The sequence below is a fragment of the Bradyrhizobium sp. genome (genome assembly GCF_035701725.1).
Taxonomy (GTDB): Bacteria; Pseudomonadota; Alphaproteobacteria; order Rhizobiales; family Xanthobacteraceae; genus Bradyrhizobium.
The window spans coordinates 1-25,362 of the sequence record NZ_DASSRP010000251.1 but is presented as its reverse complement, the minus strand read 5'-3'; the positions used below and the strand labels follow the sequence as shown (position 1 = coordinate 25,362).

Sequence of the window (25,362 nt, the reverse complement as noted above, 5' to 3'; positions counted from 1 at the left end):
GACCAGCGCCAGACCAAGCCCGCTGCCGGTCGGCTTGGTGGTCACGAAGGGATCGAACAGGTTCGGCAACAAATCTTCCGGCACGCCGGGGCCGTTGTCGCGCACGCAGAATTCAAGCGGCAGCGACACGCGCGACTTCTTTCCCGGCACCGACAAGCGGACGCCCGGGCGGAAGGCGGTGGTCAGCTGGATTTCCGCCTCGTTGCCCAGATCGGCGGTGGCTTCGGCGGCGTTCTTGACCAGGTTCAGGAACACCTGGATCAGCTGGTCCTGATTGGCAAGCACCGGCGGCAGCGAAGGGTCGTAGTCCTCGACAAAGCGCACGTTGCGCGCAAAGCCGGATTGCGCCAGCCGTTTGACGTGATCGAGCACCGAGTGAATGTTGACCGGGCCGCGCGCCACCGGCCGGTCGTCGCCGAACACCTCCATGCGGTCGACCAGCGTGACGATGCGATCGGCCTCGTCGCAGATCAGCCGCGTCAGCATACGGTCTTCAGGCGATGCCGCCTGTTCGAGCAGTTGCGCAGCGCCACGGATTCCGGAGAGCGGATTCTTGATCTCGTGCGCCAGCATGGCGGCGAGCGCAATCACCGAGCGCGCCGCGCTGCGATGGGTCAACTGCCTGTCCATCTTGTCGGCAATGCTGCGCTCCTGCAGCATCACGACGATATGCCCGGGCCGCTCGCTGACCGGCGCGACGTGCAGATCGACCTGGCGATCGCCGCCCATGCGCGGGGTGCCGAGATCGACCTTGTACTCGTTGACCGGCGAGCCGGAGGAGCGAACCTGGTCGATCAGCGCCAAAAGCGGACTTCCGAACGGCACCAGATCCTTCAGCGAATGGCGCTGCAGGAATTGCGCCGAGATGTCGAAGAACGATTCCGCCGCAATGTTGGCGTCCGCGATCCGGCCGTCAGGAGCGACCAGCAGCACCGGGTTCGGCAGCGCGTTGAGGATGATCTCCGCATCTGACGGCAACGGCCGGCGGTGTTCGGCGGTCGAACTCATGCCGCGGCGTCCCATGCGAAATCGTCGAAGGCATCGCCGAGCGCGCGATGAACCGCGTTCGGGTCCTCCGAGGTCAGGATGCGGCCGCGCCACAGCTTCAACGCCCCGGCGGGCGCGCAGGCGTAACTGGCGGCGACTTCGAGCGCGGAGCCGAGGTGCTTGCGGGCGTGACGAAGGCCGATGCGCAAACCGTAGTGGCGGCAAATCTCGTCGTAGAGCCTGCGGATGTAAGTTAGCTGGTCGCCAAGCGACGGCGTGGCTTCGGCGACGCCGTTTTGCAGCCGCCGGCCGATCTGACCGGGCAGCCAGGGCTGGCCCTGGGCGCCCCGCCCGACCATCACCGCGTCGGCGCCGGAAGCTTTGAGCGCGGCCACCGCCTTGTCGAACGAGGTGATGTCGCCATTGACCACGACCGGAATTGCGACCGCGTCCTTGACCGCCCGCACGGCTGCCCAGTCGGCCTCGCCCTTGTAGAACTGGCAACGTGTTCGGCCGTGAACGGAGATCATCTGCACGCCGGCGGCCTCGGCGCGGCGCGCCAGCTCCGGCGCATTCAGCGAGCGTTCGTCCCAGCCGAGCCGCATCTTCAGGGTCACCGGCACGTTCACCGCGCCGACGGTCGCATCGATCAGCCGCACCGCATGATCGAGATCGCGCATCAAGGCCGAACCGGATTGCCCGCCGGTAACGTGCCGCGCGGGACATCCCATGTTGATGTCGATGATATCGGCGCCGGTCGCTTCCGCGATCCGCGCCCCCTCCGCCATCCATCTGGTCTCACAGCCCGCGAGCTGAACGACGTGAGGACCGATACCGGCGGCCTCGCAGCGGCGCTGGGACATCGGCGTGCCGTTGACCAGATCATCGCTCGCCGTCATTTCGGATACGACCAGCCCGGCCCCGAGTTCGGCCGCCAGGCGCCGGAATGGCGCGTCCGTGATCCCCGACATGGGGGCCAGAAAAACCCGGCTCGCGACCTCAATACCACCTATTTTCAATGGGTTAGGACGCAGATTGTCGGGAGTGCTCACGGATTTCTCGCATGCCTGCCGGGTGCCGTTACCCGTTGGAATCCAATCTTACGCACAAATCTTGGGCAGTCAAGTTTCATGCCTACACTTTAACCAGCTATGCGAATCTTGCAAGTGCACTGCAGCAAAGTCTCTATTTTTCTTTCGGGTTCAAAAGTCTCTATTTTTCTTTCGGGGTCAGAGGATTCGCACTGTTTTCCGCCCGTGGTGCCGCTTTTGCGAAGTTCGTGCACCCGCCTTTCACGAAATCCCGAAAGTCACAGACACCAAGCCTCTGATTCCAGTCCCGCTTTCCTTTTGAAGTTCCTCGACAAAATTCGCCGCTGCTGGCGCAGGAACTTCCAATGGGCGGCACTGGCATGATAAGGGCTGAGCCCCCATCAACTTCGATCGACCGACAGCAAGAGACACATGCCGAATCCGCCGCGAACTGCCGCCATTCTCGTTGCCGCGGGACGCGGCCTGCGCGCCGGCGCGGGCGGACCGAAACAATATCGTTCGGTCGGCGGACAGCCGGTGATCCACCGCGCGATGGCGCCGTTCTGCACGCATCCGCTGATCACCGCCGTGCAGCCGGTGGTGAACCCGGATGACGCCGCGGTCTTTGACGAGGCCGTGCGCGGGCTTCGCTATGCCCCTCCGGTCAAGGGCGGTGCGACGCGCCAGGCCTCGGTGCGAGCGGGGCTTGAGGCGCTCGCGGCGGTGAAACCCGACATCGTGCTGATCCACGACGCCGCGCGGCCTTTCGTCTCGGCAAACGTGATTTCGCGCGCGATCGATGCGGCTTCGATATCAGGCGCGGCGATTCCCGTCATTCCCGTCACTGATACGATCAAGCTGGTGGACGACAAGGCCCATGTCGAGGCCACACCCGAGCGCGCGCGCTTGCGGATCGCCCAGACGCCGCAATCGTTCCGCTTCGACGTCATCCTGGAGGCGCACCGGCGCGCCGCGCGCGAGGGACGCGACGATTTCACCGACGACGCCGCGCTCGCCGAATGGGCGGGATTGACGGTCGCAACCTTTGAAGGCGATGCTGCGAACATGAAACTCACCACACCGGAAGATTTCGTGCGCGAGGAAGCGCGCCTGGCAAGCCTGCTTGGCGACGTCAGAAGCGGCACCGGCTACGACGTGCATGCCTTCGGCGACGGCGATCACCTGATGATCTGCGGCGTTCGCGTGCCGCATAGCCGCGGATTCCTCGCCCATTCCGACGGTGACGTCGGCCTGCATGCGCTGGTCGATGCGATTCTCGGGGCGTTGGCCGATGGCGATATCGGCTCGCACTTTCCGCCCAGCGACATGAAGTGGAAGGGCGCTTCTTCCGACAAGTTCCTGAAATATGCCGTCGAGCGCGTCAGCGCGCGCGGCGGCCGCATCGCCAATCTCGAGGTCACGCTGATCTGCGAGCGGCCGAAGATCGGTCCGTTGCGCGACCAGATGCGCGCGCGCATCGCCGAAATCACCGGTGTCGACGTCTCGCGCGTGGCGGTGAAGGCGACCACCAGCGAACGCCTGGGCTTTACCGGCCGCGAGGAAGGCATCGCCGCCACCGCCTGCGCCACCGTCCGCCTGCCTTGGGACGACACGGGACCTGTTTAGCGATCGCTAGGGGGACGGCGGGGACATGGCCAGCGAACGTCACATCGGCTCCACAACCACCCTCGCCCGCTCGCTGCTCGATCTCTGCCGCAGCCGCAAGCTGACGATTGCGACGGCCGAATCCTGCACCGGCGGGCTGGTCGCCGGCGCGCTCACCGATATTCCCGGTTCGTCCGACGTCATCGACCGCGGCTTCGTCACCTATTCCAACGATGCCAAGCGCGCGATGCTGGGCGTCGAGGCCGACACGCTTGCGAATTTCGGCGCCGTCAGCAAGGAAACCGCAACGCAGATGGCGGTCGGGGCGCTGGAGCGGGCCGATGTCGATCTTGCCGTTGCCATTACCGGCATAGCAGGGCCCGGCGGCGCCGTGCCCGGCAAACCGGTCGGCCTCGTGCATTTTGCCGTCGCCGCGCGCGACGGGCGGATCACGACCCACGAATGCCGCTTCGGCGCGATCGGACGCAGCGCGGTGCGGCAGCGCTCGGTGATCGAGGCCTTGCGCATGCTGATGGAAATGGCCCGCGGTCCGAAAACGGCGGCGCCGAAGCGCGCAGCCGTCAGCCGGATCAGGCCGCGCGTGACGCGCACGGCGCGGCGCCACGCCTCGAAGGCCCGGCGGCCGCGGGGTTAGCGCCTCGTCCACATCGGATCGGCGGCCGCTCTGCTTTGCTCTAACCCCTCGTCAGATGCAGATAGGTCGGATTGAACATCGCGGCGTTTCGCAGCGCGTCAACATCGAGGATCGTCAGCGTGCGCTCTTTCAAGCCGATCAACCGCTCGGCTCTCAATTGCTGCAGCGTCCGGTTGAGATGCACCGTCGAAAGCCCGGTGGCGTCGGCGAGATCGGTCTGGGTGACCGGAAATGCGAACGAGTTTCCGTCGGTGAGGCCGACCACGCGCAACCGCTCGAACATTTCACAGATCAGGTGCGCGACGCGCTCGAGCGCATCACGGCGGCCGAGATTGATCGTCCATTCGCGCTGGATCGCCCGGGCCGCAAGCACCTCACACTGGAACGCCTCCGCGACCGAGACATCGGTGGACAGTAGGCGCTCGAACGCGCCGCGGTCGAGCTCGGCGTAGGTCACCGGCGACAGGGTTGCGAGGGAATGATCCATCCCGGAAAGCAGATAGATGAAGGCGTCGCAGCTGTCGCCCGGCAGGACAAAGTTGACGATCTGACGGCGCCCATCCTCCAGCGCCTTGTAGCGGCAAGCCCATCCCGACAAGAACAGGCGAACGGTGTCGCACCTTTCGCCCTCGCAGGCGATGTCCTCGCCTGTACTCGCATTGATCGTCCTATCGCGCACGGCCGCTCTGATCGCGGAGGCGCCCGCATCGGACAGCCGGCGCAATGCGTTCAGCCGCCGAATGATCGGCTCGCCGCCGCCTCCCTCGCCCCTCGACGGCATCAGCCGCCCATTGCCGGGGTGTGCACGACCCGCCGATTGAGCGGTATCGCGATCGTGCAATGAAGACCGGACGGATTGTAATCCAGGACGGTCTGGCCCTTGAGCTCGAAGGCAAGCGTCCGTTCGAGCAACTCAGTCCCAAATCCCTTGCGCCGCGGCGCGTCGACCCGCGGCCCTCCCCGCTCCCGCCAGTCGAAGACCAACTGCGTCGGATCGGCGGCATCGTCGACGCGCCATGTCACGTCGACCCTGCCCGTCGGCTGACTCAGCGCGCCGTATTTGATCGCGTTGGTCGCAAGTTCGTGGATCGCGAGCGCGAACGTCTCCGCCGCCTTGGGCTGAAAGCGCACCGGCGGCCCTGATACCCGGAGTTGGTCGCCTTCGCGGGCATTATACCCGAGCATCTCCTCGACCACGAGATATTCAAGATCCACACCGCCTTCCGGATCGCGCGTCACCATGGCCTGCGTACGCGCGAAGGCATTCAGCCGCCCGTCGAGGTGCGAGGCGTAATCCTCGACATTGGTCGCGGTTTCGGCGGACCTGCGCGCGATCGAGCGTACGACTCCAAGCGTGTTGCGAACGCGGTGCTGCAATTCGGCAAGGAGCAGACGCTGACGCTCCTCGGCCCGCGTGATCGCTGTCACGTCGATAAAGGTGATCACCACACCGGCGATGAAGTTGTCGATGCTGCGATAAGGCAGGACGCGGACGATATAGCGCGTGCCGCTGTCAGGCGCGGTCAATTCCCGTTCCACACTGGCGAGGGTCCGTAGCACCCGGCGGACATCGTCATACAGCTCCTCGATCGGGATTCGCGCCTTGATATGCGCGATGGGGCGGCCGATATCGGGTTCGACCAGGTGCAACACCTGGGTAATCGCCGGCGTGAAATTCATCACGCGCAGGTCGTTGTCGAGAAACACGGTTGCGATCTGGGTGCTTTCCAGAAAATTCTTCAGATCGCTTGTGGCGCGCGTCAATTCCTGCACCCGATGCGCCAGCTCGCCATTGACGGTGGTCAGTTCCTCATTGACCGATTGCAATTCCTCGCGCGAGGTTTCCAGCTCCTCGTTGGCGGACTGCAGTTCCTCGTTCAGGGACTGATACTCTTCGTTGGACGATTTCAGCTCTTCGTTGGTGCTCTCCAGCTCCTCGATCGTCGCCTGCAAGCGCTCACGGGTGGCGCGTAATTCGCTTTCCAGGCGCTCGACATGTTCGGTCCGGACCAGTGCATTTGGATCGGCATCGCTGGTGTCGGTCACCCGCACCGGCCCGTCCTTGAACAGCACCACGAAATTGCGGTGACCCGCCGGCCCGTCGAGCACCGGCTCGACGGTGATATCGACCAGAACGCGATGGCCGTTGAGCCCAAGCTGGACCTGTTCGGTGTGCACCGGCTCGTTGGTCTCGAGCGCGCGGCTCAGGGCGGTGCGCAGTTCGAGCCGAAGATCCCGGTGGACGAGGCCGAGCAGATCGAGCGTTGCAGCGCCAGCCGTCGGCTCGATATACCGGCCGGTGCGGCCCGAGAAATGCAGGATCTGGAAATTCTCATCCGTGATCACGTAAGCCGGGGAGTATCGTTCGGCGATGCGCTGGGCACGGCGTTCCAGGCCGACGTCAGGGCCGAAGGAACGCACTGGAGGCAGTTCGACCGCAGCGCGTCCCGCGGCGGTCGTGATCGGAAATTCGGGCGGCAGCCGCGTTCCCGTTTCCAGCTTCTTGAAGATCCGGGCGCGGCGATCGACCGGTGCAAACAGCTTGGGATGCCGCGTCACGTTCTCGGAGTTGCCCAGGAACAGGAAGCGGCCCGGCAGCAATGCGAAATGGAACAGCGGAATGACCCGGTTTTGCAGCTCCGCATTCAGATAGATCAGGAGGTTGCGGCAGGAGACCAGATCGAGCTTGGAGAACGGTGCGTCCTTGATGACATTGTGCTGCGAGAAGATGCACATCTCGCGCAGTTCCTTGACCACGCAATAGGTATCGCCCTCCCGCACAAACCAGCGTGCCAGCCGCTCCGGCGACATGTCGTCCTCGATCGTGGTCCGATAGCGCCCGACCCGCGCCGCGGCGAGAGCACGGCCATCGATGTCGGTGGCAAAGATCTGCACGTGCGGCGCCGCATCGAGCTTGGCCATGTACTCGCGCAGCAGAATGCCAATCGAATAGGCTTCCTCGCCGGTCGCACATCCCAGCACCCAGATGCGGACCTGCTGGCCCGCGCCCTTGTCCTCGAAAATCTTCGGGATCACTTGGGTCTCGAGCACCTCGAATTCGCGCTTGTCGCGGAAGAATTCGGTGACCCCGATCAAGAGATCGTTGAAAAGATGCTGGGCCTCGTCCTTGTCGTTGCGCAGGAAGTCGACATAGGCGGCGATATCGTCGATCTGCACCACCTGCATCCGCCGCTGCACGCGCCGCAGGAAGGTATTCTGCTTGTAGCCGTGGAAGTCGTTGCCGGTCTTGTTGCGCAGGATGTCGGCGACGCGGGACAACGAGGTGGAAGCCGCGGCAAGCACCTCGTCAAAGCCCTGCTTTTCCTCCAGTCGGCGCAAATGGCGGGCGTAAACCTGGATGTGCTCGGGGATTTCCTCCGGCGGCAGCATAACGTCGGCGATCGCCGCCGGCGTGTTGCTGTCGGCCAGCTGATCGCCATTTTCGTTGACGAGCCCTTCGGCGAGCGCAAGCCCGCCGTGGTCTTTCAACGTCGCCACCCCAAGCGTTCCGTCGCCGCCTGTGCCAGCCAGCACCACGCCAATGGACTGCTCCGCCCGTTCCTCCGCCAGCGACACCAGAAAACTATCGATGGTGGCCCGCTCGCCCGGTGCCTGCTGCGCCGGCCTGACCGCAAACCTGCCGTTTTGGATGGTGGTGATCACGTCCGCCGCACACAGATAGATTGTCCCACCGTCAACGGCGTCGCCATCGCCTGCCACGGCAAGCTTGGCGTTCTTCAGACGCTCGATGATCGCGCGTAGCCACCCCTCATCGAACGCCTCGCGGTGCTGCAGCACGAGGACGATGGCCTGCTCGGCGTCGAGCGAAAATTTGGAAAAAAATTGCTCGATGCTGCTCTTGGTGCTGGCCGACGCGCCGACCCCGATCACCAGCGGCGTCTTGGTCTGACGGGTACTCTCTCCTGACGGAGACTGGCTGGGCTCATCCATGCCTGACGGCTTCCTGCTTCGATCCGGGCCACCTGCTCCGGATTTTCCGTGAATAGCAGATTGCGAACGTATTCAACAGAATATCGGCGGATCGGCCGCCGAACCCGCCCGCGGTGTTCACAGCCTTGGTTGTCATATCGGCGCCAACCGATCATAGTCGGCTATGGTTCCGAAGCCCGCCAGTCCGAGGAAGTTGTGGCGCTGTTCAGCCGGGCGGAACTGGCAACCGCAAGCCCGCCGCCTTCTCGACGAGAACGATCGCCGGCGAAAGAGCGCACCTGCAGCAACTGGACTATATGTTCGAACTCGGCGCCGAGTTCAGGAGGGCCCATCGCGTCAGCGCTCCTGACGAGAATCAGGATGGGACGGCGGTCCGCTCCAGATAGTTGACGCGGTCCTCGATGAGGACGCGATGTCGCTCCCATTCGATGAGCGTCTGTTGCAAGAGGGAAACGAGTCGCTCCGCCTGAGTAGCGTCGTGACCGGCGGCCCTCAGGTCCGAAAGCAGTTGTTGCTGGTTTCGTAGCCGCCGCTCACCGTCTTCGATATCTTTATCCGCCTTGATGAGGAGCATCTTCTCGATCCGAAGCTGCTCGGCCCGATCGATCGGAAAGCATGCCATGCTGCCACCTAGCTCTCCGCCTCCGGAGCCTTGGGACCAATTGATTGTAGCATAACGCGACGAATGGCGTCGGCATATTCGCGGTATTCGACAGCACGGTTGTCATACATCTGTGCGACCGCTGGTCGGCCGCTGTGCCGGCCATCTTCCGCCATGCGGTGCACCAGTTCGGCCCTTTCCTCGATGATCCGCAAGGCCACCCGCAAGGCCTCGTCGACCTTGCTCTCCTGCTCGCTGGCCAACACATCGGCCGTGTAGGCGTGACCGACCTGGCAGCGAAAGCGCAGCGGCTGCTTCATCTTGAGCTTGGAGAGCACCCCGCCGCAGCTCGGGCAGGTGAGCGGCACGGGATCGGCGACCCTCGCCAACCCGTCGCTTCCGATCCGTTCACCGGCCGCAATTTCGACTTCCAGGCGAATCTCGGGGGAAACGGGCAGCTGGGTTCCCGCTTCCTCCCGCACCAGATCTGACAACACGTCGCCCATCTTGGCGCCTGGAATGCACAGATCGACGGTGGTGGCCTCAAGCGCACGCAGCGGCATCTCGTCGGCGATGGCGTCCGCCGGGTCCTGGACGAGGGCAACTCCGCCACATTGTTTGATTGCGGTGAGACCCGCGGCGCCGTCCGACAACGCCCCGGACAACACGACGCCGATCACACGAGAGCCGTAGTGTAATGCCGCCGATCGAAACAGCGGATCGATCGCCGGTCGCACCAAATTCTCGCGCGGACCGCGGCCCAGCATGATGTGGTCCCTGGACAGCAGCAGATGATGGTCGGGCGCCGCGAGATAAACGTGGCCGTTCTCGATCACCATGCCGCTTTCGGCCTGCACCACCGGAAGCCGGCCGGCGGCGCTCGCAACCGTCGCGAGGATCCCAATGCCTCGCGCAGGAATATGTAGAACCACAAATACCGCCGCGGCCAGATCGGCCGGCAGCCGACCCAGAATCTGCTTGAGCGGGGCCGTCGCGCCGGAAGATCCGCCGATTGCGATAATGTCTCGGTTCATGGAACCGGCCTCAGGGCACCGTTTGCCATTTGCAACAAGGCCGCCTCGCAACATATGTTCCTACCCGGGAATTGGCCGTCCAGTCTGGGAACCGAGATGATGTCATCACCCGAAACTTCCGGCCCGCTCAGCGGGCGCCGAGTCCTCGTGGTCGAGGACGAGTATTTTCTTGCAGACGATATCGGACGAGCGCTGACGGCACTGGGCGCGCAAATCGTCGGGCCTTACGGCGATCTTGATGAAGCAACGGCGGTCGTCGACCGCGACGTCGCGATCGATGCCGCGGTGATGGACATCAACTTGCGACATGCGATGGTGTTTCCGCTCGCGCGGGTCCTGCGCTCGCGCAAGGTCCCGCTCGTCTTTACCACCGGCTATGACAAAAGCTCCATCGAGCCCGAGTTTCACGATGTCCGGTTGTGGGGTAAGCCGCTGGATCTCAGGGCGATGACCAAAGAACTCACCGCCATGATCAAGGGCACTTGAACCCACTTGCCGGCAATGAACCTCGGGCTTTCGAAAATGCCTGATCGAGGCGCATCTTGAGACCGGCAGATTCCCGTTCAACATGCCGAGCCCGCAGGGCGGTCTGACCGAGTTCGTGCACGCGCTCGAGGGCCTCGATGCGCAGGGCGCGTCTCTCTCGCCTCAAACATTGCGCCCGCAATATGGCCTGATTGGCCTTGGCGTACAGCTCTTGCATCGCCGGAGCATGCGCCGAATTCGCAATCCGTGCGCTATCGCAGGTCAAGCGCCGAAAATAATCCTGTCTCCCCCGAATGGCACTTGCGCCGTCGGGCAAATCACCTTTAGAAGCCCGCCCGTTTCACGCCCGGTTGGAGGGACGCTTCGCGATCGTCACGAACGTTGGGCGCGGAATGCGGTGGCCGGACTGGTGCATGCTGACGAGATGCACCGGTCTGGACGGTGAAGTCGTGTGGGCCTGATGTCTCGACGCTGACATCCGGTGCAACGCGCGAGCGTTGTCACCCACGGGGACAAGAAAGCCCGATCCCCGGGGCGAGCACGAAGGAACCCGTAAGACCATCGCGCAGGGAATGCCGATCGTTTCGGCGGACCTGTGGTGACTACACTCGTGTGCTTTTTGATTTGCGCACGAGGCTGCGGGTGCGTTGAGCGCCCGGCATTCCCTGCGTCCTCCCGTTGGAGGACGTGACCAAAGCAACAACTCGGGCGTGAATCGCGCCACGGGAATACGAGCTCGTGTCTTGGCTGTTTGACAGGTTGAATCAGAGGCCAAAGCGTGCAGCAGCGGCTTAAGCAGTGCCCTTGCCGTACACCTTGTCCGCGCGCTTCTCGAAGGCGGCAGAAAACCGCGCGAAGGCTGCGTCGAACATCGAGCCCATCAGCATGGCGAGCATCCGGCTCTTGAATTCATAGGAAATGAAGAAGCCGACGTCGCAGGCGCTGTCGCCCTTCGGTTCGAAGGTCCAGCGGTTCTCCAGATTGGAGAACGGTCCGCGCAGATAACGCACGGTAATCTTCAGATCCTGACGGTCGAGCGTCACCTCGCTGGTGAAGGTCTCCTTGACCAGCTTGAACGACACCGTCATGTCGGCGACGACGACCTCGGTGCCGTCCGCCTTCGGCGTTCGCTGACGAATCTTCAGCGAATGGCACAGCGGCACGAATTCCGGATAGCGCTCGACATCGGCAACGAGGTCGAACATCTCGGATGCCTTGTGCTGCACCCGCCGCTTGTTGGAAAAGCTCGGCATCGACGCTAACGGGAGGCGCTGGCGCGCGCCGCCTGCAACCTCGCGAAATCGTCGCCGGCGTGATGCGACGAGCGCGTCAACGGGCTCGCCGACACCATCAGGAAGCCCTTGGTGTAGGCGACCTTCTCATAGCCAGCGAATTCGTCAGGCGCGACGTAACGCATCACGGCGTGATGCTTTCGCGTCGGCTGCAAATATTGCCCGATGGTCAGAAAATCCACCTCCGCCGTCCGGAGGTCGTCCATCACTTGCAGCACCTCATGCCGCTCCTCGCCGAGCCCCACCATGATGCCCGACTTGGTGAAGATCTGCGGGTCGATTTCCTTCACCCGTTGCAACAGGCGGATCGAGTGGAAGTAGCGCGCACCGGGACGAACGTTGAGGTACCGCGACGGCACGGTCTCCAGATTGTGATTGAAGACATCGGGCTTGGCTGCAACCACGACCTCGAGCGCGCCTTCCTTGCGCAGGAAATCGGGGGTAAGGATTTCGATGGTCGTCCCGGGGCAGCGCGCGCGAATGGCACGGATGGTTTGCGCGAAATGTTCGGCGCCGCCGTCGGCAAGATCGTCGCGATCGACGGACGTGACCACGACGTGCTTCAGACCGAGCTTTAACGTTGCTTCCGCCACATAATCTGGCTCGTTGGAATCGAGCGCATCAGGCATTCCGGTCTTGACGTTGCAGAACGCGCAAGCACGGGTGCAGGTGTCGCCCATGATCATGAAGGTGGCGTGCTTCTTGTCCCAGCATTCGCCGATGTTCGGACAGCCGGCCTCCTCGCACACCGTGACGAGGCCGTTTTCCTTGACGATGTTGCGGGTATCGGCATAGCCGCGCGTGGTCGGGGCACGCACGCGAATCCAATCCGGCTTCGGCGGCGACAGCGCGTCCGGCCGGTTCACCTTTTCCGGGTGACGCGGGCGCACCGGCGTTTCGGAGACGGTATCGACGATCACGACCATGGGGAATCCGTAAATCTTCCTAATGACCTAGCTAATCCGGTGGAGGACGAACCGCAACCGCTCGCTTTGCCTGGGATGGGGTCTTATACCCGGCCATGCCAAGAAATTCCGCCCGAACCGGTGCAAAAGCCGGAAAATCGCTGAACAAGGCCTTCTTTGGCCGCAGCGTGCACGAGGTCGCGCCGGACCTGATTGGGGCCACGCTCCTGGTCGACGGCGTCGGCGGGATCATCGTCGAGGTCGAGGCCTACCACCACACCGATCCCGCCGCGCATTCCTACCGTGGGCCGACGCCGCGCAATCAGGTGATGTTCGGCCCGCCCGGCTACGCCTACGTGTACCGCTCCTACGGCATCCACTGGTGCGTCAACTTCGTCTGCGAGCAGGCCGGATCGGCAAGCGCGGTCCTGATCCGCGCGCTGCAGCCGACCCATGGCCTTGCAACGATGCGGCGCCGCCGCGGCCTGAAGGACGAACGCGCGTTGTGCTCGGGTCCCGGCAAATTGACCGAGGCGCTCGGCATCACCGACGCCCATAATGGGCTGGCGCTCGATACTCCCCCGATCGCGCTTTACGCGCGGCCGGCCAAGGTGGATATCGTCACGGGCCTGCGGATCGGCATCACCAAGGCGATCGACCTGCCCTGGCGCTATGGCCTGAAAGACTCGCGGTTCCTCTCGAAGCCATTTGCATGATTTGCAGGAGAGCTGACGGCGCGACGATTACACCACCGCGTTGCGCTTGATCACCTCGCGATAAAACGAGGCCGAAAGCTTTGGCGTGCGGCGTTGGGTTTCGAAATTGACGTGATAGAGCCCGAAGCGTTTTTCGTAGCCGTCCGACCATTCGAAATTGTCCATCAGGCTCCAGAGGAAATATCCTTTGATCGGCAAGCCTTCTGAGGTGGCGCGGGCAAGATGCGACAGGTAGTTGCGCAAATACATGATGCGATCGATGTCGTAGACCTTGCCGTCCGCCGTCACCTGGTCCGCCGCTGACGTCCCGTTCTCGGTGATATAGATCGACTGCACATTCCAGAGTTTGGCGACGTGGCGTGGGCCCCAGTACATCGCTTCGGGCCCGATCCTGAGCCAGTTCGAATCCATATGCGGATAGGTCGGCGCGAATGGCAGCAGCCTGAACGGGCTGCCGTCCTCAGCTGCCACGACATATTGGTTTGGCATGTACACATTGATCCCGACGAAATCGATTGGCGATGAAATAGTCTTAAGATCATCGGCCGTGAAACTCGGAGCGTTGGCGCCGGCATAGGCCAGGAAGGCCTCGGTGTATTTTCCTTCGAGGATTACGGTCAGATAGCCGGCATTGAGCTCGCGCGCTGCGATTTCGGCGGCGCGGATATTGGCCGGCGTCTCGATCGCCGGAATGCAGACCTCGACATTTTCGGCGGGACCGACCTTGGTGCCGGCCCGTCCATGCGCACGGACAGCCTGAACCGCAAGACCATGACCCAGCGCGACGTGATGGCGGACCTGATTGATTTCCTTCTGCGGCAGGTTGAGGCCGGGCGCATCGAGGCCGGTGCCGAAACCGGCCTGCACGAGCCTGGCGCATTCGTTGATGGTGAAGATATGCTTGACGCGATCGCTGATCCGGGCGGTGACATAGCCGGCATAATCCGCAAACGCCTTGGCGGTGTCGCGCGATCGCCATCCGCCATAGCGATCCTGAAGGGCCTGTGGAAGGTCCCAATGATAGAGCGTCGCAAACGGCTCGATACCGTTGGCCAGCAGCTCATCGATCAGGCGGGAGTAGAAATCGAGACCTTTGGCATTGGGCGTTCCACCGCCTTCAGGAAACACGCGAGGCCACGCGATCGAAAATCGATACGCCTTGGCGCCGAGCTCCCTGATGAGCTGAACGTCTTCCTTGTAGCGATGGTAATGGTCGTTGGCGACATCGGCGGTGCTGCGATCGATGATCTTGCCGGGCAGGTGTACAAAGCGGTCCCAGATCGACAAGCCGCGGCCATCCTCGTTGACGGCTCCCTCGATCTGATAGGATGAGGTCGCCGTGCCCCAGAGAAAGTCCTTCGGGAAAGCTGCCGGATTGCCGCCTCGGAAATTGGGCGCGGAAGCTGCCGGCTGCCGGGCCGCTCCGGCGGTCGAGGCCGAGATTCCGAGCGCTGACCAGGCAGCTATCTTGGCAAGTCGTCGCCGGGAAAATCCTTTGAAAAACATCACGTCACTTGTTGTTGAACGGGACGGCCTTTATTGATGATCCCGATTTGATATCAGGACCTTACTTTCGGCCACGGGCGGCTGGACCATAGTCGACAGTGCGGCGAATTTGAAGTTCCTATCGGACTTGCGGCCATTTCGTTTAAGGGAACGTCAATCTGAAACCGCACTGGAAACCATAAGTAGCTTGGGCTGCTTTGATTCCGAAGCTCGCATTGAAGGTTGCTGCGATTGCGAGCGAACTTCGGAATCTGAGCTCCAGTCTTCCGGAGGATAGAAGCCATCGCCGTTCGCATGCCGCTGGCGCTTCTGTTTGCATCGCTGACGATCATCGCCGCGGTCTGGTGGTGGCTGGCTCAGCCGATCGCGCTTGCGCGCGCGCCGATCGATACCTCGGCCAAGCTCGAATGCGTATCCTATGCACCATTCCGCGACGACCAGACGCCGCTCAATCCGAAGGTCGAAGTCACCGCCGAGCAGATCCGTGAGGATCTGGCGCATCTCGCCCAAATATCGCGCTGCGTCCGCACCTATTCCGTCGACAACGGATTGAACAGGGTGCCCGAACTGGCATCCGAGGTCGGGCTGAAGGTGCTGCTGGGAATCTGGATCGGCAACAACAAGACCAAGAACGCGCAACTGGTCGACACCGCCGTTGCGCTCGCCGCCAAATATCCGGATACGGTCAGTGCGCTCGTGGTCGGCAACGAGGTGCTGCTGCACGGCGACATGACACCGTCCGACCTTCGCGACCTGATCCGCTCGGTCAAGGCACGCGTCAGCGTCCCCGTGACCTATGCGGACGTCTGGGAATATTGGCTGCGCTACAAGGAAATCCAGGATGCCGTCGATTTCGTGACCATCCATATCCTGCCCTATTGGGACAACATCCCGGTCCGCGCCCAGGACGCGGCCGCGGATGTTGCGACCATTCACAAACGCCTGGCGCTCGCATTTCCCGGCAAGGAGGTCATGATCGGCGAAACCGGTTGGCCGAGCATGGGACGCATGCGCGAGGGAGCGCTTCCGTCGCGGATCAATCAGGCACGGGTGATTTCGGAGATCCTTGACGTTGCCAAGCGCGACAACTTCCGTGTCAATCTGATCGAAGCGTTCGATGCGTCATGGAAGCGGTATTGGGAAGGCACCGTCGGCGGCAATTGGGGCCTGTTCGCAGCCGACCATCGCACCTTGAAATATCCGCCGGGCGTCTCCGTGAGCAATTATCCGCGGTGGAAACCGCTGATGGGAGCCGGCATGGTGCTGGCGACTTTGGTTTTTGGCGCAGCCTGGCTCAGCCAGCGAGGCAAGCCGTGGAAACCGCGCGCCTCCTCATGGATCGCCGTCGGCGTTTCCGCGACCGTGGCGGGAACTTTGCTGGGAATCGCGATCGACAAGATGACCTATGAAAGTTTCGGCCTCGGAGGCTGGCTGCGATGGGGTTCGCTGCTCGGTGCAGCAACGGCCGCGCCGCTGTTGTCGGCCAGCGCGCTGATGTCCGGCCGTGCACTGCCGGCATTCGTCGATCTGATCGGACCGCGCGAAAGCAGAACGACATCGTTTCCTACATTCGTCCTCGGCCTTGCTTTGATGACGATTGTCGTGATCGCAACCGGCGCGGCCCTGGGCTCGGTATTCGATCCACGGTGGCAGGATCTCCCCTATGCCGCGCTGACGATGGCCGCGGTGCCGCTGGTCCTGCTGGCATGGCTGAACCGGCCCAAAGCGGGCGCGCTTCCGATTGCGGAGATTGCGTTTGCCGCCATCTTCCTTTTCGGCGCGCTTTATATCGTCTTTATCGAGGGCACCCAGAACTGGCAAGCCGTCTGGACGTCGGGCGCCGATATCCTGATGGGCTTCGCAATGCTCGGCATCCGCAGCAAGGCGGCAATCGTTCAGCCGAACGTGCCAAGCGCCTGAGCAAGGCGCGGCGGAAGCCGAAACGCCGGATCGAAGCCGAATTCGCGCTTTGCCTTTGCTGAGGATACCGCGCCGTCGTCTTCAGCAAGGTTGTAAACACCGCTCCCCTTGTTCAGCGACAACAGCGCCGCATGGGCCGCCGCATCGACGTGGACCGATGGCGGCTTCGGCGGCGCATCGTACCAGGTGCCGGGTCCATAGAAATATCCATAACGCAGTGCGACGCCGGTGATTCCGGGCGTTTGCAATACTTCGCGCTCCAATGCGACGATACCCTCCACCGTCAAGCTTCGCGGTGGGACTGCCGCAACGTCGAGCGCGTCGCTCTCGATGCGTGCGCCGTCGGCCAGCGCATAGACAAAGGCGATGCTTTGCGCGATCACGCGGCGGACGCCAGCCATGGTTGCCGCTTGCATCAAATTATGCGTGCCTTGGACGCGAAGACGTCGATTGGCCTGCTGCCCCGTCGCGTAACCCGGCGTGCCCGGTGCGCTCGGTAAGTCCGTGAGCTGATGAATGACCACGTCCGGCCGCGCGCGCGCCATCACGCTTGCGAGGGCCTTACCGTCGAAAACATCAACGATGGCGGGCTCGACGCCCAGCTCTGAGAGGCGGGCTGCCTTGAGTGGGTCGCGCGTCGAACCAATGACGTCGTGCTGGGCATCCAGCAGTAGCAGAGCAAGTCGTCGCCCGACGACACCGGTCGCGCCCGCGAGAAAGATTCTCATCGCTGGCTCTCCGCGTTAAGACGCGACGCTCTTGAGCCGCTCCAATGCCTCCAGGATTTTCGCTTTTCGGGCAGAGGCCGCCTCGCGCTTTTCTTTCTCCTCCTCGACGACTTCCTCGGGCGCGTTGGCGACAAACTTTTCGTTCGCGAGCTTGGCATCGACGCGTTTGATATCGCCGTCGGCCTTCGCAAGTTCCTTGTCGAGCCGCGTCCTCTCGGCCGACAGGTCGATCACCCCCTTCAGCGGCAGCGAAGCGACTTCGCCACGAACCAGAAGCTGAACCGATCCCTCCGGCGCCTGATCGGCGAAGGAAATATCGGAGAGCCGCGCCATCCGCTTGATGACATCAACCCAGCGCGGCGCGCGTTCCTTGGTTTCGGCTGATGCGCCCGAGAGCACGAGCGCGGTCAGCGTCGCCGGTGCGATGTTCATCTCGGCGCGCACCGAGCGAATCGCAGTGACGAGATCGACGACCCAGCCGATCTCGGCCTCCGCGGCCGGATCGGAAAAATCAGCACTCTCATTCAGCGGTAAGGCAAGCGCCGGAACCGGCTCGATCGGACTGGACGCGGCGGCGATCAATGCCATCTGCTCCGCGGTCAATTCGGTCGTCCGGCGCGGCCACGGGGCCAGAACCAGCAAGCCCTCCCGTTTGGCCGTTACGGCCCAAAGTTCCTCGGTGATGAACGGCATGAACGGATGGAGCAGCTTGAGAATTTCATCGCGCGCCCACGCCACCGTCGTACGAGTCTCGGTCTTGGCGGCGCCCTCCTCGCCCATCAAGACCGGCTTTGCCAATTCAAGATACCAGTCGCAATAGACGTTCCAGACGAAACGATAGATCGCACCGGCCGCATCATTGAAGCGATAGGTCTCGATCGCCTCCGTCACCTCACGCGTCGCACGTGCGGTCTCATGCGCAATCCAGCGGTTCAGCGTCTGCGTCGTTTTGATGGGGTCGAAATCGGAAGGCGCCGCACAGGCGTTCATCTCTGCAAAACGACAAGCGTTCCAAAGCTTGGTCGCGAAATTGCGGTATCCTTCGACGCGGCTGGTGGCGAGCTTGATGTCGCGCCCCTGGGCCGCCATCGCTGCCAGCGTGAAACGCAACGCATCGGCGCCATATTCGTCGATCAGATGCAGCGGATCGATCACGTTGCCTTTCGACTTTGACATCTTCGCGCCTTTCTCGTCGCGGACGAGCGCGTGGATGTAGACCGTCGAGAACGGCGCCTCCTTCATGAAATGCAGTCCCATCATCATCATCCGGGCGACCCAGAAGAAGATGATGTCAAAACCGGTGACCAGAACGTTGGTTGGGTAATAGCGCTTCACCTCGGGCGTATCGTCTGGCCATCCGAGGGTCGAGAACGGCCACAGCGCCGAAGAGAACCAGGTGTCGAGCACGTCTTCGTCGCGTGTGATGAAGCCGCTGCGCTTGTTGCGGTCGAGCGCCATCTCCCGCCCCTGTGCCGGGGTGATGACCTCCTGTTCGACGTAATAGCCAAGCGCGTGACTGACGGCTTCCTCTTCCGTTTCAGCGACGAACACCTTGCCGTCCGGACCGTACCAGGCGGGAATCTGGTGGCCCCACCAGAGCTGGCGCGAGACGCACCAAGGCTGGATGTTTTCCATCCAGTCGAAATAGGTCTTTTCCCAGTTCTTCGGAACAATGGTCGTCGTTCCACTGCGAACCGCCGCCATCGCGGGTTGCGCCAGCGTCTTGGCGTCGACGTACCATTGATCGGTCAGATAAGGCTCGATCACGACGCCGGAGCGGTCGCCGTGCGGAACCATGTGCGTGTTCGGCTCGATCCGCTCCAGGAAACCGAAGTCCTCCATCCGGGCAACGATCTTCTTCCGTGCGGCAAGGCGGTCGAGACCATTCAACTCCGCCGCGAGCTCGGCCGAACCTTCGGGCAGCCCGCGCAAATAGTCTTCATTGCCAGCGAGCGCGAGACAGGCTTCCTTATCGAGGACGCTGATCTGCGGCAGGTTGTGCCGTCGCCCAACCTCGAAATCGTTGAAGTCATGCGCAGGCGTCACCTTGACGGCGCCCGAACCTTTTTCCGGATCTGAGTATTCATCGGCCACGATCGGAATCCGGCGGCCGACCAACGGCAGGATGACATGCTTGCCGACGAGATCGCGGTAACGGTCGTCATCCGGATGCACGGCGACGGCGGTATCGCCGAGCATGGTCTCGGGCCGTGTGGTGGCGACGACGATGAAGCTTTTGGGATCGTCAGGGCTGAATGTCCTGCCCTCGATCGGGTAGCGCAGGTACCAGAGACTGCCCTTGACTTCGATTTGCTGCACCTCGAGGTCCGAAATCGCCGTCAGCAGTTTCGGATCCCAGTTCACGAGCCGCTTGTCTTTGTAGATCAGGCCCTGGCGATGCAGTTCCACGAACACCTTCGCGACCGCGCGCGAAAGCCCCTCGTCCATCGTGAAACGCTCCCGCGACCAGTCGCACGAGGCGCCCAGCCGCTTGAGCTGATTGACGATGATGCCGCCGCTTTCCGCCTTCCATTGCCAAACCCGTTCGAGGAATTTGGCGCGGCCAAGATCGCGACGCCCCGGCTGCTGGCGTTCCATCAGCTGCCGCTCGACGACCATTTGGGTGGCAATGCCGGCATGATCGGTGCCGGGCTGCCACAGCACGTCGCGGCCGCGCATGCGCTCAAAACGGCATAAGATGTCCTGCAGCGTATTGTTGAGCGCGTGCCCCATGTGCAGTGAGCCCGTCACATTGGGCGGCGGGATCACGATGGTGAAAGGTGTGGCCTCGCGCCGTTCCGCGCGCCCCGCCTTGAATGCGCCGGCGTCTTCCCACAGACGGGACATACGTTCTTCGATATCGGCGGGCTGGTAATTCTTTTCGATCATGCGGATAGCTGTCTGGGAACGAGGACGCCGGTCTTTTCGGGATGCGCTCGGCTTTCGCAATGGCCTTTAGCGGCAGGCGGCGAGCGAAGGCCAGAAGCGGGCCCCCTAAAAAGCCGCCCCGGCGCGCCAAGTCAACACGGCGGCCGGCTAGGCACGATGTAATGGGTTAAGCGGCGGCCGGCAATCGCGCCGCCCAACGACGCGTCGGTCAGCGACCGCGGGAAACCCGCTCGATTTCTGCCTTGACGATGCGTTCCACCAGCCCGGGCAGATTGTCGTCCAGCCAGGATTTCAGCATCGGCCGCAGCATTTCCTTAACGAGATCTTCCAGCGTTCGCGCATTATTGCTCAATACCGTGTGCGCAAGGCTGTTGAACGCAGATTCGACCGCCGAAACCGTCGAGCGGGACAGAATTGCCGGCGAATCCATCGGACTTGGCGGCGGCATATCGTACGCCGGCTCGCGCGGCGCCGCCCTGGCCGCGGCTTCCGTGAATTCGAGATCGTCCGGCGGCTCGACTTTCTTGAAGGCGGCCTGAGGCTGCGGATCGGGGAGCGCCATCTCGTCGGTGAGTTCGAGAACGTCGGGCTCGGGCTCCGCTGCGGGCGGTCGGATTTCTTCAGGAGTTGTGGCTTCGTCCAGCCCGTTGAGCAGTGCGTCGATATCATCCTGACTGTTGGTCGCGGACGGCGCGGGCATCGCCGGCGCTGCGGCCTTTGCAGGCGCAGGAGGGGGCGGCGGAGGCTCCGCTGCCCGTGCCGCGGGCGGCGGAGCGGGCTTCTCGGGTTTGGGCGGCGGCGCGGCAGCAGCAGGTGGAGGACTTGCCGGAGGCGGCGCGGCCTTCTCGGCAGCAGGCGGCTTCGCTTCATCGTCGGCGATGATGCGCCGGATCGACGCCAGAATCTCCTCCATCGAGGGTTCCTGAACCTTCGCAGGCTGCGTCATCTCCGATCCCACCTCATCAACGCTCCGCAGAGCGTTTTTACACCAAGCGAGGCAGGTATTTGCTGGTTCCGGAAAGACAGGTTCGGAATTTCATTGTGCCGACCCGACTTGTCCCCAGACAAACATCGTTCGACCTGTCGCACGACCTTTGCCCTGCCCTAGCGCACCATCGTCCCGCCTCAAAAATTCGATGCGGTGCGAATCGCTCTGCTGCCCCAGAGAACGCTACGTCAGGGCGACAAATGATTGCAAGCAACGCCAAGGCCTCTTTGGAAGCCACTAAAGGGGTTGTGCCCGGAAACAGATTTAGACGCTGCTAGTGCCTAGCCAAACGCTGCAACAGCAAGGCGACGATCAATGACCGTCGGGGGTACGTACCCCATACCAGCTGTCCCGCACCTGATGATAATGCACGCTCGGATCATAGGTCGTGGTTGCAAGACCAAGAACCTGCGGTGCCAAACGTCCGACTGCCGACAACACGCTGTAGGACGCCACGACGCGATCATGCTGCGCCGTCACGAGAGCAACACGGGCATTGACCAGCGCCTGCTGGGCATTGAGCACGTCGAGCGTGGTTCGCTGTCCGGCCTTCGCTTCCTCGCGAACGCCGTTGAGAGCGATCTCCGATGCGGTCACCTGCGACTGGGCCGAGGCCACCTGGGCCTTGCCGGCGACGAGTTGACCCCAAGCCGTGACGGTGTTCGCACGGGTCTGATCGCGGGTCTGTTCGAGAACGAGACGCTGCTGCGCCAACGATTCTTTCGACTGACGGATCAGCGAATATTCCGCGCCACCCTGATAGATCGGAACCGCGACCTGTGCGATCGCCGACGCACCGAACTGCCGGTAGACCTGCATGCTCTGCTCATAGGCCTGCTGTACCGAGGCCTGGAACGTCACCGTCGGCAACAGCGCGCCCTCGTTCACCTTGACTTGCAGGAAGTTGACGTCGATGCCGTACATCGCCGCGGTGACGTTCGGATTCTCGATCAGGCTGAGTTCAACGGCCGACGGCAGCGTCGCGGGCAAATAGCGATCGACCGGAGAGCCCGGCGCCAGCGCATTTGGCTCGTTGCCGATGATTCGCCGGAAATTGGCCTGTGTCGTCGTCAACGTCGCCTGGGCGGCCAGGAGCTGGGTCTTACCGGCGGCAAGCTGCGCTTCCGACTGCGCCACGTCGGTGCGAGTCACCTCGCCGACATTGAAGCGGTCCTGAGTCTGCTTGAGCGTCTGATCGAGAACGCGAACGTTGCTCTTGTTCACCTCAACGATGGCGGCGTCGCGCAGATAGTCCATGTAGACCGTTGCAGCCGAAAGCAGCACGCCCTGCTCCAGCACGCGCAAACCTTCGCGGGCACCCGAGACCTGGCTCTCGGCCTGACGAGTTTTGTTGGCGGTCTGGTTGCCGTTGTAGAGGGTCTGGGTCACGGTGAGACCGGCGGACCGCGGCGGATCCGTGCCGTGCACTTCCGAGCGCACGAGTTGCGTAGCCGTGCCGCCGAATGTCGAGTTCACGTCCGTGTACTGATAGCCGAGACTCGCCGTCAGCGAGACCTTAGGCCGATATCCTGACAAGGCTTGCGGAACGTTTTCGTCGGTGGACCTGACCTGCGCGCGTTGCGCATTCAGCTGCGGATTGTTCTGATAGGCCCGCACGAGCGCAGCCTCGATCGTGTCGGCCAGAGCCGGCAACGGAATCGCAACCAACGCTCCAAGAAGTACCGTCGCCGCAGCCCCGGTAACGACCTTCACCCCATTCATCAGGTATTCCAATCATCCTGCCCCGGCACCGAGCCCCCGAACCGGGTCATCAAGTCATTCCAAACAGATATCCCACTGCACAGCATATGCGTCACACCAAGGGGACGGAACCCCCCGGACGGGGAGTACAGTGGGAAACTCCTGAGATGGGGCATCCGGGCCACACTTGACGGCCCGACTCGCCTGACGGGGTGGCCCGGCACTTAGAAAACGAAGGCCGGCGGCCGTTCAAGGCCCGGCAGGACCGGTATTGCGGTGTCGAAAAGCGCCCTGTGGCCAAAATCGCCGTGGGAACTTGTCACGATCATGGCCCGTTGTGGCCCCGGCAAGGCAAAAGCGCCGACCAGGCGTCCGCCTTCTTTGAGTTGCCGGTAGAGGCTTTCCGGCGCTATTTCGGCCGCGCCGTTGAGCAGAATCACGTCGAAGGGCGCGTTGGCCGAATCGCCATCGGCGACTGGCGCCGGCTTGACCGACACGTTTCCAAGACCGAGCGCCGCCAGATTTGCCGCCGCGATTGCCGCGAGCGCCGAATCGCACTCGGTCGCTGTAACCGTCTGAGCGAGACGGGCCGCCAACGCAGCCAGATAGCCGGACGCACAGCCGACCACCAATACGCGGTCGGTCTCGCCGATCCCGGCAGCCTGCAGCATTTTGGCAGTGACCGCCGGCCGCACCAGGAAGCGCTTCGTTCCCCCGCCGGCACTGACATCGATATCCAGGTCGAGGTACGCGAGTGAACGCTGCGCCTCAGGAACAAATGCTTCACGCGGGATTGCCAGCATGGCCTCGATGATCCGGATGTCGGTGACATCGCTGGGACGCACCTGGCCATCGACCATTTTCTGGCGCGCGGTCGAAAAATCGGACATGGAAATCCCCGGTGGCAGGCGGTTTTAGGCCGCTGGAGGTGAGAAATTCGCGCCATCTTTGATACAAGGCCTGTCAAAACGCAACATGACGGCAAGCTTGGTTCTGAGCCTCAACACAGGGTTTTGGCTGGAAACAGCGTGAAAGCGGCGTCCGGGCCTGCGAAAGGGGTCAAGGCGCGGCCGGAGCTCTGAAATGGTTGCCTTATTTCGTCCTTTGCAAGCGCGGAAGGCTTTGTTATACGCTCCGCCCAGCGAACACCCGGCTTCGCCTATTCCTCGGTAGCTCAGCGGTAGAGCATTCGACTGTTAATCGAATGGTCCCTGGTTCGAATCCAGGCCGAGGAGCCAGCAGCTCCAAGACATCAGTGGTCAAGAGCGTACAGCGGCTTGCAATTCGTGCGGGCGAAGCCGAGCCGAAAATACAGCCTTCCTCCCGACCGCATCAGTCCGGCAGCCTGGCCAGCGGACACTCGCTTTCGGACAGCGGAATGAAGGCTTCATCGGGCGGGACCTGACGCAAGACCTTGTAATAGTCCCACGGCTCCTTCAGGTCGGCCCTCTTCTTCACCTCGACCAGATAGAAAGGATGCATCAGTTTGCGGTCGTCGCGAATCCGGGCGCCTCGCGCATAAAAGTCGTCGACGGGATTCTCGCGCATCCATTTGGCGACGGTGTCGGTGTCATCCGTCCCCGTTGCAGCGACGCCTTTCAGGAAATGCAGTACCCCCGAGTAGGTGGCCGCTTGCGGCTCGGTCGGCATCCGCTGGTGGCGCTCAAAAAAGCGATGGCCGAATGCCCTTGTCTCGTCATTCAACCCCCAATACCACCCGACCATGGAGGTCAGACCGGCCGCGACGTCGAGCCCCATGCTGTTGACGTCCGTCAGGAACAGAAGCTGGGCGACCGGACGCTGCTTGCCTGCGTCCATCCCGAACTCCTTCCACTGCTTCATCGAATTGACGAGTTGATCGCCGACGTTCGAAAACGCCACGACCTTCGCACCAGAACTCTGAGCTTGCAGGAGGAAAGAGCTATAGTCGGCATTTGCCATCGGATGATAAACCGCTCCCAGCGACTTGCCACCAACCCGTTGAAGAAGCCGCTGCGATTCCGCCACCATGTTCTTGCCGAACTCGTAGTCGGCTGCGATGAAGAACCAGGTGTCCTGTCCCTGCCCAACCAGCGTCCGCAATGGGCCCGCAACCAGCGTGTAGGCATCGTGCAGCCAGGCAAAGCCGGTCTTGACGCACTGCTTGCCGGTCAGCGCCGTGGTTGCGACGGACGTGTAGATCGCGATCTTGTTCTTGTCGCGAATGATGGTCTGCAGCGCGAGACCGACGGCAGAATTGCCGACGTCGGCGATCGCATCGACGCCTTCGACATCAAACCACTTACGGACGATCGTGGTGCCGATGTCCGGCTTGTTCTGGTGATCGGCAAACACCAGTTCGACCTTGATATTTGGATTCTGCTTCTG

Annotated in this window: 20 protein-coding genes and 1 tRNA gene; 6 read left to right on the top strand and 15 right to left on the bottom strand. The window is 62.7% G+C overall.

The annotated features are described in order from the left end of the window. Positions 1–1,008 (bottom strand): two-component system sensor histidine kinase NtrB (locus VFL62_RS14895; RefSeq protein ID WP_325173143.1); only part of this gene is annotated, 1,008 nt, incomplete at its 3' end. Further along, positions 1,005–2,006 (bottom strand): tRNA dihydrouridine synthase DusB, encoded by a 1,002-nt coding sequence (dusB, locus tag VFL62_RS14890; protein ID WP_325173144.1) that lies wholly within the window; start codon positions 2,004–2,006, stop codon positions 1,005–1,007. The genes VFL62_RS14895 and dusB, both read right to left, overlap by 4 nt. 444 nt (positions 2,007–2,450) lie before the next feature. On the opposite strand from dusB, the gene VFL62_RS14885 reads away from it, so the two are divergent. Then, the gene (locus VFL62_RS14885) at positions 2,451–3,644 is read left to right on the top strand and encodes a bifunctional 2-C-methyl-D-erythritol 4-phosphate cytidylyltransferase/2-C-methyl-D-erythritol 2,4-cyclodiphosphate synthase (protein ID WP_325173142.1); all 1,194 of its coding nucleotides are present in this window, start codon (positions 2,451–2,453) and stop codon (positions 3,642–3,644) included. 25 nt (positions 3,645–3,669) lie between these two features. Next, positions 3,670–4,278: a CinA family protein gene (locus VFL62_RS14880; RefSeq protein WP_325173141.1), complete on the top strand. Its 609-nt coding sequence runs from the start codon at positions 3,670–3,672 to the stop codon at positions 4,276–4,278. A gap of 40 nt (positions 4,279–4,318) precedes the next feature. Here VFL62_RS14880 and VFL62_RS14875 read toward each other — a convergent pair whose 3' ends face one another. The 4 genes from VFL62_RS14875 to VFL62_RS14860 all read right to left on the bottom strand — a co-directional run bounded on the left by VFL62_RS14875 (position 4,319) and on the right by VFL62_RS14860 (position 9,864). Beyond that, a complete protein-coding gene (locus VFL62_RS14875; RefSeq protein ID WP_325173140.1) occupies positions 4,319–5,059 on the bottom strand; it encodes a Crp/Fnr family transcriptional regulator in 741 nt (246 codons plus the stop codon). Continuing rightward, the gene (locus VFL62_RS14870) at positions 5,059–8,229 is read right to left on the bottom strand and encodes a CheR family methyltransferase (RefSeq protein ID WP_325173139.1); all 3,171 of its coding nucleotides are present in this window, start codon (positions 8,227–8,229) and stop codon (positions 5,059–5,061) included. Before VFL62_RS14870 ends, VFL62_RS14875 begins: the two co-directional genes overlap by 1 nt. 355 nt (positions 8,230–8,584) lie before the next feature. Beyond that, the gene (locus tag VFL62_RS14865) at positions 8,585–8,851 is read right to left on the bottom strand and encodes a hypothetical protein (protein WP_325173138.1); all 267 of its coding nucleotides are present in this window, start codon (positions 8,849–8,851) and stop codon (positions 8,585–8,587) included. Between the two features lie 8 nt (positions 8,852–8,859). Continuing rightward, complete coding sequence (locus VFL62_RS14860; RefSeq protein WP_325173137.1) at positions 8,860–9,864, bottom strand: chemotaxis protein CheB; 1,005 nt, start codon at positions 9,862–9,864, stop codon at positions 8,860–8,862. A 99-nt stretch (positions 9,865–9,963) separates the two neighbouring features. On the opposite strand from VFL62_RS14860, the gene VFL62_RS14855 reads away from it, so the two are divergent. Further along, complete coding sequence (locus VFL62_RS14855; RefSeq protein WP_325173136.1) at positions 9,964–10,350, top strand: response regulator; 387 nt, start codon at positions 9,964–9,966, stop codon at positions 10,348–10,350. Positions 10,351–11,141: 791 nt separating this feature from the next. On the opposite strand, the gene VFL62_RS14850 is transcribed toward VFL62_RS14855, so the two are convergent. Then, the gene (locus VFL62_RS14850; RefSeq protein WP_325173135.1) at positions 11,142–11,603 is read right to left on the bottom strand and encodes a type II toxin-antitoxin system RatA family toxin; all 462 of its coding nucleotides are present in this window, start codon (positions 11,601–11,603) and stop codon (positions 11,142–11,144) included. A 5-nt stretch (positions 11,604–11,608) separates the two neighbouring features. Then, positions 11,609–12,568 carry a lipoyl synthase gene (lipA, locus tag VFL62_RS14845; RefSeq protein ID WP_325173134.1) on the bottom strand — a complete coding sequence of 320 codons (960 nt, stop codon included), beginning with the start codon at positions 12,566–12,568 and terminating at the stop codon, positions 11,609–11,611. Between the two features lie 95 nt (positions 12,569–12,663). On the opposite strand from lipA, the gene VFL62_RS14840 reads away from it, so the two are divergent. Further along, positions 12,664–13,263 carry a DNA-3-methyladenine glycosylase gene (locus VFL62_RS14840; protein WP_325173133.1) on the top strand — a complete coding sequence of 200 codons (600 nt, stop codon included), beginning with the start codon at positions 12,664–12,666 and terminating at the stop codon, positions 13,261–13,263. A gap of 27 nt (positions 13,264–13,290) precedes the next feature. Here the strand turns inward: VFL62_RS14840 and VFL62_RS14835 are convergent, their stop codons facing one another. Then, the gene (locus VFL62_RS14835) at positions 13,291–14,769 is read right to left on the bottom strand and encodes a GH1 family beta-glucosidase (RefSeq protein ID WP_325173132.1); all 1,479 of its coding nucleotides are present in this window, start codon (positions 14,767–14,769) and stop codon (positions 13,291–13,293) included. Between the two features lie 294 nt (positions 14,770–15,063). Between VFL62_RS14835 and VFL62_RS14830 the strand changes: the two genes are divergently transcribed. Next, positions 15,064–16,689, top strand: a complete 1,626-nt coding sequence (locus tag VFL62_RS14830; RefSeq protein WP_325173131.1) for a beta-(1-6) glucans synthase — start codon at positions 15,064–15,066, stop codon at positions 16,687–16,689. Here the strand turns inward: VFL62_RS14830 and VFL62_RS14825 are convergent. The 5 genes from VFL62_RS14825 to VFL62_RS14805 all read right to left on the bottom strand — a co-directional run bounded on the left by VFL62_RS14825 (position 16,665) and on the right by VFL62_RS14805 (position 23,885). Beyond that, positions 16,665–17,417 (bottom strand): NAD(P)-dependent oxidoreductase, encoded by a 753-nt coding sequence (locus VFL62_RS14825; protein ID WP_325173130.1) that lies wholly within the window; start codon positions 17,415–17,417, stop codon positions 16,665–16,667. The genes VFL62_RS14830 and VFL62_RS14825 overlap by 25 nt on opposite strands. A 15-nt stretch (positions 17,418–17,432) precedes the next feature. Then, positions 17,433–20,306: a valine--tRNA ligase gene (locus VFL62_RS14820; protein ID WP_325173129.1), complete on the bottom strand. Its 2,874-nt coding sequence runs from the start codon at positions 20,304–20,306 to the stop codon at positions 17,433–17,435. A 208-nt stretch (positions 20,307–20,514) separates the two neighbouring features. Then, positions 20,515–21,252 (bottom strand): DUF2497 domain-containing protein, encoded by a 738-nt coding sequence (locus tag VFL62_RS14815; RefSeq protein ID WP_325173128.1) that lies wholly within the window; start codon positions 21,250–21,252, stop codon positions 20,515–20,517. A 354-nt stretch (positions 21,253–21,606) separates the two neighbouring features. After that, entirely contained in the window at positions 21,607–23,016 is a 1,410-nt protein-coding gene (locus VFL62_RS14810; protein WP_325173127.1) for a TolC family outer membrane protein, read from the bottom strand. 203 nt (positions 23,017–23,219) lie between these two features. Continuing rightward, complete coding sequence (locus VFL62_RS14805; protein ID WP_325173126.1) at positions 23,220–23,885, bottom strand: protein-L-isoaspartate O-methyltransferase family protein; 666 nt, start codon at positions 23,883–23,885, stop codon at positions 23,220–23,222. A gap of 273 nt (positions 23,886–24,158) precedes the next feature. On the opposite strand from VFL62_RS14805, the gene VFL62_RS14800 reads away from it, so the two are divergent. Then, positions 24,159–24,233, top strand: a tRNA-Asn gene (locus tag VFL62_RS14800). A 94-nt stretch (positions 24,234–24,327) separates the two neighbouring features. Here VFL62_RS14800 and VFL62_RS14795 read toward each other — a convergent pair. Next, a partial coding sequence (locus VFL62_RS14795) for an ABC transporter substrate-binding protein (protein WP_325173125.1) occupies positions 24,328–25,362 on the bottom strand: 1,035 nt, incomplete at its 5' end.

Coding starts and splice junctions, on each gene's coding strand:
- VFL62_RS14870 (WP_325173139.1), bottom strand. CDS start 8,229: ATGGATGAGCCCAGCCAGTCTCCGTCAGGAGAGAGTACCCGTCAGACC.
- lipA (WP_325173134.1), bottom strand. CDS start 12,568: ATGGTCGTGATCGTCGATACCGTCTCCGAAACGCCGGTGCGCCCGCGT.
- VFL62_RS14885 (WP_325173142.1), top strand. CDS start 2,451: ATGCCGAATCCGCCGCGAACTGCCGCCATTCTCGTTGCCGCGGGACGC.
- VFL62_RS14825 (WP_325173130.1), bottom strand. CDS start 17,417: ATGAGAATCTTTCTCGCGGGCGCGACCGGTGTCGTCGGGCGACGACTT.
- VFL62_RS14865 (WP_325173138.1), bottom strand. CDS start 8,851: ATGGCATGCTTTCCGATCGATCGGGCCGAGCAGCTTCGGATCGAGAAG.
- VFL62_RS14875 (WP_325173140.1), bottom strand. CDS start 5,059: ATGCCGTCGAGGGGCGAGGGAGGCGGCGGCGAGCCGATCATTCGGCGG.
- VFL62_RS14805 (WP_325173126.1), bottom strand. CDS start 23,885: ATGTCCGATTTTTCGACCGCGCGCCAGAAAATGGTCGATGGCCAGGTG.
- VFL62_RS14830 (WP_325173131.1), top strand. CDS start 15,064: ATGCCGCTGGCGCTTCTGTTTGCATCGCTGACGATCATCGCCGCGGTC.
- VFL62_RS14880 (WP_325173141.1), top strand. CDS start 3,670: ATGGCCAGCGAACGTCACATCGGCTCCACAACCACCCTCGCCCGCTCG.
- VFL62_RS14820 (WP_325173129.1), bottom strand. CDS start 20,306: ATGATCGAAAAGAATTACCAGCCCGCCGATATCGAAGAACGTATGTCC.
- VFL62_RS14815 (WP_325173128.1), bottom strand. CDS start 21,252: ATGACGCAGCCTGCGAAGGTTCAGGAACCCTCGATGGAGGAGATTCTG.
- VFL62_RS14850 (WP_325173135.1), bottom strand. CDS start 11,603: ATGCCGAGCTTTTCCAACAAGCGGCGGGTGCAGCACAAGGCATCCGAG.
- VFL62_RS14810 (WP_325173127.1), bottom strand. CDS start 23,016: ATGAATGGGGTGAAGGTCGTTACCGGGGCTGCGGCGACGGTACTTCTT.
- VFL62_RS14835 (WP_325173132.1), bottom strand. CDS start 14,769: ATGTTTTTCAAAGGATTTTCCCGGCGACGACTTGCCAAGATAGCTGCC.
- VFL62_RS14855 (WP_325173136.1), top strand. CDS start 9,964: ATGTCATCACCCGAAACTTCCGGCCCGCTCAGCGGGCGCCGAGTCCTC.
- VFL62_RS14840 (WP_325173133.1), top strand. CDS start 12,664: ATGCCAAGAAATTCCGCCCGAACCGGTGCAAAAGCCGGAAAATCGCTG.
- VFL62_RS14860 (WP_325173137.1), bottom strand. CDS start 9,864: ATGAACCGAGACATTATCGCAATCGGCGGATCTTCCGGCGCGACGGCC.